Source organism: Microbacterium galbinum (assembly GCF_023101185.1).
Classification (GTDB): Bacteria; Actinomycetota; Actinomycetes; order Actinomycetales; family Microbacteriaceae; genus Microbacterium; species Microbacterium galbinum.
In genome coordinates this window covers 672,728-685,731 of the sequence record NZ_CP078077.1, presented here as the reverse complement: position 1 = coordinate 685,731, position 13,004 = coordinate 672,728, and the positions used below count along the sequence as shown (strand labels likewise).

Here is a 13,004-nt window from a genome sequence, read left to right as displayed (position 1 = left end):
GGGCGGATGCTGTGGCACGCTGTTAGTTAGTTCCACTAACAATGCTGAGAGTGGAAATGGTTATCACCGTGAACGCCGAAGTGAACGAGGACTCGATGTTGAGAAGATCCACCGCCGCCGCGACCGCCGCCCTGCTGATGCTCGCCCTCCCGGCCGCGGCCGTCGCCGCCGCCCCCGACGAGGAGCCTCTGTACAAGTTCGTGAAGGACGCCTCGGGCGCCTACGGCTACGGCACGGATCCGGTGGAGACCTTCCCGGGCTCCGGGGAACAGGTCGGCATCCCCACCGCGCTCCAGCCCGAGAATCGGCGCTTCTCGAGCGCCTGGGTGGGCACGATCGGCAACCTCAACTTCGGCAAGCCCGCGGACGCCGCCGACTTCGACGCGAAGTACGCCACCGTGCTCGACGACTTCGCGTCGTGGAACATGAACGCCGTGATCTTCCAGGTGCGTCCGCTGCTCGACGCGTACTACCCCTCGGAGCTCAACCCGTGGTCGGAGTTCCTCGGGGGCCCGCAGGGCACCGACCCCGGCTACGACCCGTTGCAGAAGATGGTCGACGCGACCCACGCCCGCGGCATGGAGTTCCACGCGTGGCTCAACCCCTACCGGGTCACCAACACCAAGATGACCGCGCCCGCGATCCTCACGGCCCTCGGCCTCACCGCCGACGAGGTGAAGGCCCTCACGATCCCGGAGTACATCGCCGCGCTCAACGGCGCCGGCATCCTCGCCGACGACAACTTCGCCGTGCAGCATCCCGACTGGGTGCTGTCCTTCGAGGAGAAGCTCTTCCTCGACCCGGGGCAGCCCGAGGTGCCCGCGTACGTCGCGGCATCCGTCGCCGAGATCGTCGAGAACTACGACGTCGACGCGATCCACTTCGATGACTACTTCTACCCGTACCGGATCACCGTCGACGGCGTGAACGTCTTCTTCGGCGCCCAGGGCGAGGATCGCGCGACCTTCGAGGAATTCGGGCTCACGGCCGGCTACCCCGACACGCAGGACGGGATCGAGGCCTGGCGTCGCGACAACATCACCGGTCTCGTCACGCAGGTGGCGGGCGCGATCGACGCGCACAACGCGGATGCCGGCACCGCCGTGCAGCTGGGCATCAGCCCCTTCGGCATCTGGGAGCACAAGGCCCTCGACCCTGCCGGGTCGAACACCCCGGTCGGGTCGTCGCAGACCTACAGCAACGCCGTCTTCGCCGACACCCGCGGCTGGGTGCAGGACGAGCTCATCGACTACCTCACCCCGCAGATCTACTGGAGCTTCGACCAGGCGGCAGCCCCTTACGGGGAGCTCGCGCAGTGGTGGAGCGATGCCGCGGCCGAGAGCCGCACCCAGATCTACGTCGGGCACGCGCTGTACAAGCACGTCAACAACGGCGGCTGGGAGGCCGCGTGGATGAACCCCGAAGAGGTTCCGAACCAGATCCGCTTCAACCAGAAGCTCGAGGGCATCGACGGCAGCGTGCTGTTCAGCTACAACGACATGAAGCCGAGTGACATCGCCGCGCTGCCCGCCGACCAGCAGCCCCGGAACCAGGCGAAGAACACCGCGATCGAGCTGTTGAAGGGCGAGGCGTTCGCGCACCCGACGATCGTGCCCGCGAAGCCGTGGCTGTCCGACGGCGCGGTCGCGTCGCCCGCGGATGTGGCGGTCGACGATGGCGCCCTCGTCTGGGCGGCCGGTGATGCGGCGGAGGCCCGGCAGTACGCGATCTATCGCGGCACGGGGACGGCCGAGGAGATCGTGGCCGCTCCGGGGACGCTGGTCGACACCGTGTGGGCCGGGGGTGCGGCGGAGTTCGCGTATCCGCTGCCCACGGGTGCCGGTGGTGCGGATGCCGGTGCGGATGCCGGTGGTGCGGGTGCCGGCGATGCGGATGCCGCGGCTCGCGCGGCGGGCGAGACCTGGGTGGTGACCGCACTGGACGCGGCGGCCGTCGAGAGCGCGCCGGTCGCGGTCGCGGACGCCGTGGACCCGGTCGATCCGGTGGATCCGGTGGACCCGGTGGACCCGGTGGATCCGGTGGATCCGGTCGACCCTGTGGATCCGGGCACCCCCGGAAACGGCTCGGGCTCCGGCTTCGGAACGGGGTCGGGCGGGGCATCCGATGCAGGCGCCCAGGACGATCTGGCGACGACCGGCGGGGACGTGCCGGCCGCCGCCCTCTTCCTGGCCGGCGGGTTGCTCGCCGCCGGTGCCGCGATGGCGGGCGCAGCTGCACTGCGCCGCCGTCGCCGCGCCTGAGCGTCGCCCCGCTCGCGGGATCGACGGGTCGCCGCCCCGGTTCTCCGGGCCGACCTGTCGATCCCGACGTGCGGGAGAGGCCGTGGCGTCGTCTCGGAGATTCACGCAATCCCGCAGGGAATCGGCCGCGTTCGTGCGAAATGGGTGCAGATCTCCGAGATCCTGCGCAGGCGGGGGCAGCCTGAGTCACGCAGGCAGGGCCTGATTCAGGCCGCGGGTGCTGCCGGGGACGGGGCGGATGTCGGGGTCACGGCGTCTTCGACCTCGGCGGGATTGCGACGGATGCCGATCCACGACACGATCGCGCCGAGCACGAGCAGCGCGGCGGTGACCCAGGCTGCGCTGTGGAACCCGTCGAGGTCGAGCATGCCGCCGACGATCGTCGACAGCATCGCGACGACGAGGAGGCCGGCGACGCGCGAGACGGCGTTGTTGACGGCCGAGGCGATACCGGAGTGCTCCTGATCGATCGCGCCGAGGATCGCGGCGGTCAGCGGGGCGACCGTGAGTGCGAGGCCGAGACCCGTCACGATCATGGCCGGCAGCACCTGCCACCAGTAGTCGAAGTCCTCGGCGACGAGCAGCAGCATGAGGGCGCCGACGGCCATGATCGCGGGGCCGACCGTCATGAAGATACGCGGACCGAATCGCCCGGCCCAGGCGCCCGCCCGCGAACTGACGAGGATCATCAGGATCGTCATGGGAAGGCTCGCGAGACCGGCGGCGGTGGCGCTGAGCCCCGCGCCCTGCTGCAGGTAGACGCCCACGACGAATCCGTTGAGCGAGAGCGCGGCGTAGACGAAAAAGGTGGCGAGGTTGCCCCAGCCGAAGTCGCGCACGCGGAAGAGCCACGGCGGCATGAGCGGTGAGGCCGAGCCCCGCTGCCGCAGCAGGAACCACGCGAACAGGGCGGCCCCCGCGATGCCCGGCATCCAGATGGCGGGGGAGCCCCAGCCGTAGTTGGGCTGCTCGATGAGCGCGAACACCACGGCGCCGAGGCCGATCGCGCACAGCGCCCCGCTGACCCAGTCGACGCGGCGACCGCTCGGCTTCTCGGCCAGCTTCAGCCGCGACAGCAGGATCAGGTTCAGGGCGATCGGCAGCACGTTGATGAGGAACACGAAGCGCCACGACAGGTAGTCGACGAAGAGTCCGCCCATGAGCGGGCCGACCAGCTGAGCGGCTGTCGTGAACGCCGTCCACACCCCGATCGCGCGCGCCTGCACATCGGAGCGCATGGTCGCGGTGATCAGGGCGAGAGAACTCGGAACCAGCAGCGCGCCCGCCGCGCCCTGCGCCGCGCGGGCGATGATGAGCACCAGCGGGTCAGGGGCCGCGGCGACCGCGATCGAGGCGATTCCGAAGGCGATGAGCCCCACGCGCATCACCAGCACGCGGCCGTACGCGTCGGAGACCGACCCCGCCAGCAGGATCAGCGCGCTCAACGTGATGAGGTACGCATCGACCACCCACTGCTGGGTCGTGATGCCGCCGCCCAGCTCGCGGCTGATCGCGGGCAGCGCGACGTTCACGACGGTGCCGTCGAGGAACGTCACGAACGACGCGAGGACCGCGATCGAGATGACCAGGCGCTGGACGCCGGAGAAGGATGCCACAGGCGAAGGCTACTCCCGGCCACGGACGTGGAGGGCGGATGCCGGGAACTCACTCCTCTTCGGCGGATCTTGTGGCGGAGTCCTCGGTGGATCCTGCGGCGGGCTCCGTGGCGGGCTCCGCGGCGAAGTCTCCGGTGAACTCTCCGGTGTCGCTCCCCGCGAGGTGCAGCCGTCGGAGGCCGCGCAGGCCGTCGTGCGCGTGGGCGCGGAGCTGGCGCTCGGCGCCCGTTCCCTCCCTCCGGAGGCGGTCGATGTGGGCGGTGACGAACTCCGCGTCGCCGAGCTGCTCGAGCGCGTGCCGGACGACCTCGAGCAGCCGGTGCGTCGCGGCCCAGGCATCCGTCGTCTCGCCCGTCGTGGGATCGGTGATCGTCGCCGCCATGCCGTGCCGCGCGGCCACCCAGAGCCCGGCGTCGATCTGCTCGACCGGGGCCGCCGACGCCGGGCCGTCGTCGGCCACCACGATCGCGCGGGTGAGGGCCGCCGCGAAGAGCGTGTCGTCGATCGAGAGCTGCGCGTCGCACACGCGCGACTCGACCGTGGGGAAGCGGTCCGAGAGCCGTGCCGCCCACGACAGTGACGACCGTTCGGGGATCGCGGAGAGCGCGATCAGCCGATCCACCTGACCCTCGTAGTCGGTGAGGTCGTGGAACCAGGGCGGCGTCCACGTCGCGGGCAGGCGACGGATCAGGATGCTGCGCCAGCTCGCGAAACCGGTCGCCGCCCCCTCGGCGAAGGGGCTGTTGCCGGTGAGGGCGAGCAGCACCGGCAACCAGCCGCGCAGACGGTTGAGCGCCCGCACGCGCTCCTCGGCATCCGCGACCTCGACGTGCACGTGCAGCCCGTTCACCTCGTGGCCGCGCGCGATCGCGCCGAGCTGCGCCGAGACGCGGTCGTAGTGCGGCGACGCGGAGATCGTCGCGCGTCCCGTGGTGTTGAACGGCGTGCCGGATGCGGCGATCACGGCGTCCAGCGGGGCGGCGTGCGCTGCGAGTGCAGCGCGCAGGTTCCGCAGTTGCGCCGCAGCATCCGTCATCGACGAGAGGGGATCGGTGACGCACTCGAACTGGGAGGTGAGGAACTCGGGCAGGATCCGTCCGCCGCCCTCGGGTGCGAGCCGTTCCCGGGTGCCGTCGGCCATGGCTAGCGGCACGAGCGTGCTCCGGTCGACCAGCAGGAACTCCTCCTCGATGCCGAAGCGCGTCACCGAGTCCGCCTAGTGGTTCCGCAGCATCGAGATGAGCTCGGCCTTGCGCTTGCCGCTGTAGCCGGTGATTCCGAGCTCCTTCGCTCGGGCGCGCAGCTCCGGCACCGTCCAGTCCTCGTAATCGCCGCTCTCGCCGCCGCGTCTGCCGACGGCTTTGCGGCCGTCACGGGCGGCCGCGTTCGAGATGCGGGCGGCCTTCTCCTTCGAGGCGCCGTCGTCGCGGAGCTCTTCGTAGAGCTCCGGATCCTTCAGTGAACTGTTGCGTCGTCCGGGCATGATGTCGTCCTCTCCTCTGCTTCCCTGGGCATTTCGGATTCCCTTGGCATTTCGGATTCCCTTGGCATTCCGGAGGTGTCCGCGTCAACCCCCTCTGCCCCGGCGGGCGTCGACCCCTAGCGTGAGGGTTACAGCAATTCGGGGCGCCCGCCTCGAACAGAAGGGAAGAACGATGAACATCCTCCTCATCATCGTCATCGTCATCGCCGTGATTCTCGCGATCACCGGAGGACTCGTGCAGTCTCTGCAGTTCCTCCTGTGGGTGGGCCTCGTGCTCCTCGCTATCGCCGTGATCGCATGGCTCATCCGATCGATCACCGGCAGTCGCCGCAGCTAGACCAGAAAGAGGAGGCCCGCCCGAGTGGCGGGCCTCCTCTGTGTCCGGACGTCGCGCCGGAGGGCCGGAACCCCGCTCCGAGGAGCGGGGTTCGTCGGTCTCAGCGGTCGAACGCGTCCTTGACGTTCTCGCCGGCCTTCTGCGCGGCGTCCTTGACGTTCTCGCCCGCCTGCTTGGCAGAGGCCTTCGTCTGGTCTGCGCGACCTTCGGCTTCGAGGCGCTCGTTGTCGGTGAGCTTGCCCGCGCCCTCCTTGGCCTTTCCGGCCAGCTTCTCGGCGTTGTTCTTGATGTCGTCTCCCGCGCTCATGGCGTCTTCCTCTCCTTGTGGGGATCGTTGGAGTGGCCACCCTCGCACCGCCCGCGCGAAGCGACCACGGGATTGACAACCGGTCGGGCGCGTGACAGGTCGCGCGCTCGTTCATGCGCGCATCGGTGTTCGAGTTCGCTGTCTCGCCGCGGTGGCGGTGGCCGTTGCAGTGGCAGTGGTAGTTGCAGTCCGCGGTGCGGTCCGTGGTGCCGGTCGGGGTGCGGGTCGGGGTGTTCTCCAGCGTTGGTGGGGGTCCCACCAGGCGGGTCCGCGGACGTGGGGTGTGCCGTTGTGCATGCGGATGGTCCAGCCGGAGGTGTCGAGGGTGCGGTGGTGGTGCCAGCAGAGGGCGACGCCGTTGTCGGTGTGGGTGGGTCCGCCGCGGGAGTGTTCTGTGACGTGGTGGATCTCGCACCAGGCGGCGGGGACGTGGCAGCCGGGGATGAGGCACTCGCGATCACGGAGCGTGATCGCCCGGCGTTGGTGGACGGTGAACACCCGGTCGGTCGAATCGATGCCGATGATGCGCCCGGCGGGGTCGGAGGTGACGCGTTGGATGCTGCTACCGCACGCGGTGTGCCGGGCGGTGATCAGCGAGACCGGCGTGTCGATGCCGTCGACATGCGCCCATCCCCGCCCGGACGCGTAGTCCTCCGCGGTCACCGACACGACCAGGGTCGGGGCGGCACCACCGAGGGAGGGCATGTCGCTGTGGCGGGCGGCGATCCCGAGTACGGCGGCGAGGGCATCGTGCTGCTTCTGTGCCCGGGACCGGCCGTCGACCATCCCACCGCGATCACCCGACGGGAGCACATCGCCATCGAGGAAGTCGTTCGTTTCACGTGGCGGCGCGTCGTCAACGGTCGGAACGAACCTCACTCCACCCGCCATCCCTTCATCAGGCATCGGGGCCGCCGGGACAGGTGGTCCGTCGACTTTCGGGTTCAGGTACGCGTCCCAGATGCGCTGCAACTGCCCCGCCGTCTCCGGCAGCAGGGACCCGCGGATCGGGATCACCCCGTCCTTCACCCGCCCGAGCACGATCCCCCGGGCGCGCATTGCCCGCTCTTCGGCGGGTTCCGCGCCGTCGGGATCGAGGTAGGTCACAATCACCCGCGACAACAACTTCAAGTCTTCCGGGGTGGCCGGCGGGCCCGCTTCGACCCGACGCTCGGCATCGGCACCACGGTCGCCGTCCGAGGCCCCGTCGCCCTCGACGGCAACGAGTCCCCGGGCGTACTCCGCCAATTCGGCATCCGCATGCAACCGGTCCGCCGCACCGATCCGCGGCCCCGCCTGCTCCACGGGGCCGGTCGCGGCGAGCAGCCCCGCGACCCCGACGGCCCCGTCCAGCAGCGCTTCCCGCAGGGCGGGCCATCGGGCGGGAAGCATCGCTCCGGAGGAGAAGTCGAGCTCTCGCCGGACGATCGTCCCGGCTTTCACGACCCGTGCCGCCCCCGCCGCGTCGGTGCGGAGCACGCGTTGGACGAGCTCGTTCATCGTCCGGCATCCGAACAGGCCACAGAACGCCAATTCTCCCGATCCCGCCGGGCGTTGATCGACCGATCCGACCGTCTCCACCACGACGGCGTCGACGAGACGGGCGACCTCACCCGCGGCGCGGAGCACCTGCATCTTCTCCGCATCCGACAACCCCGCCAGCGCGTCCGCGCGCAGCACCGCGGCCAGGTCGGCGGCGACCCGATCCAGGAGTTCGGTGGTGCTGTTCATGCGTCTCAGTCCACCAGGGACCACCGACATTCCGAAACGAAAACCCCAGGCCAACGCAAGTATCGATGTGATCGGTGGAGAACTCGGAACAACACGGCAGCGGTGTAGAACGAGTGCACATGGGTGGGGCCCTTCGACAAGCTCAGGGACCCAGCAGCGACAGGGGCGGGGCGGGGCCCTTCGGCAAGCTCAGGGACCCAGCAGCGACAGGGCCGCGGCCCTTCGTCTCGCTGCGCTCGCTCAGGAACCGGGTGATGAGCCGCGGCCCTTCGTCTCGCTGCGCTCGCTCAGGAACCGAGTGATGAGGTGCGGCCCTTCGTCTCGCTACGCTCGCTCAGGAACCGGGTGATGGGACGAGGCCCTTCATCTCGCTGCGCTCGCTCAGGAACCGGAGCGTGAACGGCACGGGTCGCCTCGAAAAGTGCACGGGCCCGGCGTCGAGCACGGCGCTCCATCTCGCTGCTCGCTCGCGTCGTGGGAGCCAAGCCCGCCCGCCAGCCGAGTGCCCGCCAGCCGAGTGCCCGCCAGCCCAGTGCCCGCCAGCCCAGCGCCCGCCAACGCCCGCCCCCGCCGCGCCCGCCCAGCAACCGGGCCCAGCAACCGGGCCCAGCAACCGGGCGCAGCCCCCGCCGTCAGCCCCCGCCGTCAGCGCGGTTCGTGGGCGGCCAGCGCATCGGCCAGCGCGTCGCGCACCGCCGTGATCGCCGCATCGTCGCGCGACGACGCGCGGGTGGCGGCGAAGATCTCGCGCACGGGCGACCCGGGCAGCTCCCGCAGGCTCACGGTTGTCCGCCCTCCGGTCCACACGAGATCGGGCAGCATCGCGACGGCATGGCCGGCGGCGACGAGCCGGGCGTGCGACACGAGATCCGTGGCCTCGAAGCGCACGTCGGGCTCGAACCCCGCGGCCCGGCACTGCTGCACGGCCCATCGCCGCACCGCGGCGCCCTGAGGCTCGAGCACCCACGCCCGATCGCGCAGGTCCTCCAGCCCGTGCGCGGCATCCCCGCGGGGCACGGCCAGTCGGATCGGATCGACGCCGAGCAAGGTGCGGTCGATTCCCTCGGCGATCTCCCGCGTGTGGCCGGGGTACTGCTCGGCGACGACCAGGTCGAACGCCCGGGCCTGCAACTCGAAGAGCGCGATCTCGGGCGGCAGCTCCACCATCTCGAGGCGGAGCCCCGGCATCCGTTCGGCCAGCAGCGAGAGCGCCGGAGGCACGAGAGCCTCCGCGGCCGTGGGCATGACGGCGATGCGCACCTGCGCCGGCGCCTCCTCCGACAGTTCGGCGCGGGCGGCCTCGTCGAGTTCGAGCGCGCGCGCGGCGTGCGCGGCGAGCAGGCGGCCACGCGCGGTGAGGCGCACCCGCCGGCCGTCGGGTTCGAGCAGAGCGACCCCGGCCTCGCGCTCGAGCTGCGCGAGCTGCTGCGAGACCGTCGAGGGGCTGAACGACAGGGCGGCGGCGACATCGGCGATCGTGCCGCGCAGGTGCAACTCGTGCAGCAGGCGCAGGCGGCGCAGCTCGAACACGGAGACCTCCCGAAAGAATCGAAGACATCGAACAGTACCCATCGTAAACGTTCGCTTTTCATAACGGATGCCGCGCCCCACACTGAGAGTCGCACCCACCCGCGCGCGTGCTCGGCGTACGAGCTCAGACGAAGAGGACCCCCGATGACGCAGACCACTCCCGAGACGGCCCCGGCCAAGACGGCCCCGGCCGAGACCGCCCCGACCGGCAGCGCAGAGCTCGCCGCCCTCGCCGACGACGCGGTCGCACTCGTCCAGCGCTGGCTCGTCGAGAGCCGCGAGGTGCCGGCCGACACCGCCGCCAAGCGCCTCGCCGGTGTGCTGAGCGACCCGAACGGCCTCGACTTCACGGTCGGCTTCGTCGACGGCGTCGTGCGCCCCGAAGACCTCAGGGTCGCGGCCGCCAACCTCCGCGACCTCGTGCCGCTCACCCCGGCGTTCCTGCCCGGCGCGCTGCGCGGGCTCATCAAGCTCGGCGGTGCACTCGCCCCCGCGTTCCCCGGCATCGTCGTGCCGATCAGCCGCCGGGTGCTGCGCGGCATGGTGCGCCACCTCATCGTCGACGCCACCGACGCGAAGCTCGGCAAGGCCATCACGCGCATCAAGTCGACCGACGGCGTGCACCTCAACGTCAACCTGCTCGGCGAGGCGATCCTCGGCGAGGAGGAGGCCGCGCGCCGCCTCGACGGCACCCGTCGCCTGCTCGAGCGCAGCGACGTCGACTACGTCTCGATCAAGGTCTCCTCCACCGTCGCCCCGCACAGCCCCTGGGCCTTCGACGACGCGGTCGCGCACGCCGTCGACGCCCTCGCCCCGCTGTACCGCATCGCCGTGAAGCGCGGCAAGTTCATCAACCTCGACATGGAGGAGTTCAAGGACCTCGACCTCACGATCGCGGTCTTCACGACGATCCTCGAGCGCGAGGAGTTCCGCTCGCTCGAGGCCGGCATCGTGCTGCAGGCCTACCTGCCCGACGCCCTCGGTGCGATGATCCGCCTGCAGGAGTGGTCGGCGGCCCGCACGGCCTCCGGCGGTGCGCCGATCAAGGTGCGCGTCGTCAAGGGCGCGAACCTGCCCATGGAGCGCGTCGACGCCGAGTCGCACGACTGGCCGCTCGCCACCTGGCACAGCAAGGAGGCATCGGATGCCTCGTACAAGGCCGTGCTTGACTACGCCCTGCACCCCGACCGCATCGGCAACGTGCGCATCGGCATCGCCGGTCACAACCTCTTCGACATCGCCCTCGCCTGGCTGCTCGCGAACCGGCGCGGCGCCACCGACGGGATCGAGTTCGAGATGCTTCTCGGCATGGCATCCGCGCAGGCCACCGTCGTGCGCCGCACCGTCGGCTCGCTGCTGCTCTACACGCCGGTCGTGCACCCGGCCGAGTTCGACGTCGCGATCGCGTACCTGATCCGCCGCCTGGAAGAGGGCGCGTCGACCGACAACTTCATGTCGGCCGTGTTCGACCTCGACGAGCAGCCCGCGCTCTTCGCCCGTGAGCGCGACCGCTTCCTCGCCTCGATCGCGTCGATGCCGACCGAGGTCCCCGGCTCGAACCGCGTGCAGGACCGCACGCAGGCAGCGCCCGCCGCCCCGCGCGACGGCTTCGAGAACACCCCCGACACCGATCCCAGCCTCGCCGCGAACCGCGCGTGGGGCGACGGCATCCGCTCGCGCATGGAGTCCTCGACGCTCGGCGACAGGACCGTGCGCACGCACACGCTGTCGGATGCCGCAGCCCTCGACACCGTGATCGCCGAGGCCGTCGCCGCAGGCGAAGCCTGGCGTGCGCTCGGCGCCGCCGGTCGTGCCGAGATCCTGCACCGTGCGGGCGATGTGCTCGAAGCCCGTCGCGCCGATCTGCTCGAGGTCATGGGCTCGGAGGCCGGCAAGGTGCTCGAGCAGGGCGACCCCGAGGTGTCGGAGGCCATCGACTTCGCGCACTACTACGCCGAGAGCGCGAAGCGCGCCGAGAACATCGCGGGCGCGGAGCACCGTCCCGTCGGGCTGACCGTGGTCACCCCGCCGTGGAACTTCCCCGTCGCGATCCCCGCCGGATCGACGCTCGCCGCCCTCGCGGCCGGCTCCCCGGTCGTGATCAAGCCCGCCGCCCAGGCCGCCCGATCCGGCGCGGTCATGGTCGAGGCGCTGTGGGAGGCCGGAGTGCCCCGCGAGGTGCTGCAGTACGTGCAGCTCGAGGAGCGCGAACTCGGCACGCAGCTGATCAGCCACCCCGCCGTCGAGCGCGTCATCCTCACCGGCGGATACGAGACGGCCGAGCTGTTCCGCAGCTTCCGCCCCGACCTGCCCCTGCTCGCCGAGACCAGCGGCAAGAACGCGATCATCGTCACCCCCAGCGCCGACCTCGACCTCGCCGCGAAGGACGTCGCCTACTCGGCGTTCGGTCACGCGGGCCAGAAGTGCTCGGCCGCCTCGCTCGTGATCCTCGTGGGCACGGTCGCCGAGAGCGAGCGGTTCCGCCGCCAGCTCGTCGACGCCGTCGGCTCCTACAAGGTCGGCGCCCCCAGCGACGGCTCCAGCCGCATCGGACCGCTCATCGCACCCGCCGAGGGCAAGCTGCTCCACGCCCTCACCACGCTCGAGCCCGGGGAGAACTGGGTGATGAAGCCCCAGAAGCTCGACGACGAGGGGCAGTACTGGCGCCCCGGCATCCGTTCGGGTGTCGCGGCCGGCAGCCCGTTCCACCTCACGGAGTACTTCGGACCGGTGCTCGGCATCATGACGGCGAAGACGCTCGAGGAGGCCACCGCCCTCGTCAACGCGATCGACTACGGCCTCACCTCGGGTCTGCACTCGCTCGACGAGGACGAGGTCGCCCAGTGGCTCGCGACCGTGCAGGCCGGAAACCTCTACGTCAACCGCGGCACCACCGGCGCCATCGTGCAGCGTCAGCCCTTCGGCGGCTGGAAGAAGGCCGCCGTCGGCGCCGGCACCAAGGCGGGTGGCCCGAGCTACCTCATCGGCCTGTCCGACTGGGTCGACGCCCCGATCGCCGCGGATGCCCCCACCGATGCCCTGTCGAAGGCCGCGCTCGTCGCCGCCGGTGACCTCTCGGGCGAGGATGCGGCCTGGCTCGCCGGCGCGCTGTCGACCGACGTGGCCGCATGGGCCGCGGAGTTCGGCGCCGTGGTCGACGCGACCGGCCTCGAGACCGAGCAGAACGCCCTGCGCTACGACGCCGTGCCCGTCACGGTGCGCATCGAGGACGCGACGACCGTGCACGTGATCCGCGCCCTCGCGGCCGGACTCCGCACGGGAGCAGCGCTCACGGTGAGCGCGGCGGCCGACCTCCCGGCATCCGTGTCGTCGTGGTTGCGCGCCGCCGGCGTCACGATCGCGGTCGAGAACGGCACCGCCTGGACCGCCCGCGCCGCTCGCCTCGCGCAGACCGGCGGACGCATCCGTCTCGTCGGCGGCAGCACGGCCGACACCGCGGCCCGTACCGGCGGCTCCCCGGCCGTCGCGGTCTACGGCCAGCCGGTCCTCACCGCCGGTCGCATCGAGATGCTCCCGTACCTGCGGGAGCAGGCCGTGTCGGTCTCGGCGCACCGCTTCGGCACCCCGCGCCGCTACGAGATCCCCACGCTCACGGCCTGACCCGCGCACGTTCGAAGGCCCGCCCCGTCACGACGGGGCGGGCCTTCGTCGCGTTCCCCCGCGTTCCCGGCCCACGCCGCCGGGGCGGGTGTAGGCTCGCCGGGTGATGTTCTCGAGG

General features: G+C 71.1%; 9 protein-coding genes. 3 read left to right on the top strand and 6 right to left on the bottom strand.

Annotated features, from left to right (window positions below):
• Positions 1–56 precede the first annotated feature (56 nt).
• A complete protein-coding gene (locus KV396_RS03415; RefSeq protein ID WP_247956822.1) occupies positions 57–2,261 on the top strand; it encodes a glycoside hydrolase family 10 protein in 2,205 nt (734 codons plus the stop codon).
• 206 nt (positions 2,262–2,467) lie between these two features.
• Here the strand turns inward: KV396_RS03415 and KV396_RS03410 are convergent, their stop codons facing one another.
• Genes KV396_RS03410 through KV396_RS03400 form a run of 3 tightly spaced genes read right to left on the bottom strand, consistent with a single transcriptional unit; the run spans position 2,468 to position 5,360 of the window.
• Complete coding sequence (locus tag KV396_RS03410; protein ID WP_247956821.1) at positions 2,468–3,877, bottom strand: MFS transporter; 1,410 nt, start codon at positions 3,875–3,877, stop codon at positions 2,468–2,470.
• 49 nt (positions 3,878–3,926) lie between these two features.
• Complete coding sequence (locus KV396_RS03405) at positions 3,927–5,084, bottom strand: carboxylate-amine ligase (RefSeq protein ID WP_247956820.1); 1,158 nt, start codon at positions 5,082–5,084, stop codon at positions 3,927–3,929.
• A gap of 9 nt (positions 5,085–5,093) precedes the next feature.
• Entirely contained in the window at positions 5,094–5,360 is a 267-nt protein-coding gene (locus tag KV396_RS03400; protein ID WP_247633941.1) for a DUF7218 family protein, read from the bottom strand.
• Between the two features lie 172 nt (positions 5,361–5,532).
• Between KV396_RS03400 and KV396_RS03395 the strand changes: the two genes are divergently transcribed.
• Positions 5,533–5,697 carry a hypothetical protein gene (locus KV396_RS03395; protein WP_247624650.1) on the top strand — a complete coding sequence of 55 codons (165 nt, stop codon included), beginning with the start codon at positions 5,533–5,535 and terminating at the stop codon, positions 5,695–5,697.
• 100 nt (positions 5,698–5,797) lie between these two features.
• Here the strand turns inward: KV396_RS03395 and KV396_RS03390 are convergent, their stop codons facing one another.
• The 3 genes from KV396_RS03390 to KV396_RS03380 all read right to left on the bottom strand — a co-directional run bounded on the left by KV396_RS03390 (position 5,798) and on the right by KV396_RS03380 (position 9,265).
• Positions 5,798–6,004 carry a CsbD family protein gene (locus tag KV396_RS03390; RefSeq protein ID WP_247624651.1) on the bottom strand — a complete coding sequence of 69 codons (207 nt, stop codon included), beginning with the start codon at positions 6,002–6,004 and terminating at the stop codon, positions 5,798–5,800.
• A gap of 111 nt (positions 6,005–6,115) precedes the next feature.
• Complete coding sequence (locus KV396_RS03385) at positions 6,116–7,735, bottom strand: HNH endonuclease signature motif containing protein (RefSeq protein WP_247956819.1); 1,620 nt, start codon at positions 7,733–7,735, stop codon at positions 6,116–6,118.
• Positions 7,736–8,380: 645 nt separating this feature from the next.
• On the bottom strand, positions 8,381–9,265 hold the full coding sequence (locus KV396_RS03380) for a LysR family transcriptional regulator (RefSeq protein WP_247624653.1): 885 nt from the start codon (positions 9,263–9,265) through the stop codon (positions 8,381–8,383).
• Between the two features lie 144 nt (positions 9,266–9,409).
• On the opposite strand from KV396_RS03380, the gene KV396_RS03375 reads away from it, so the two are divergent.
• Positions 9,410–12,886 (top strand): bifunctional proline dehydrogenase/L-glutamate gamma-semialdehyde dehydrogenase, encoded by a 3,477-nt coding sequence (locus KV396_RS03375; protein WP_247956818.1) that lies wholly within the window; start codon positions 9,410–9,412, stop codon positions 12,884–12,886.
• Positions 12,887–13,004: the final 118 nt, after the last annotated feature.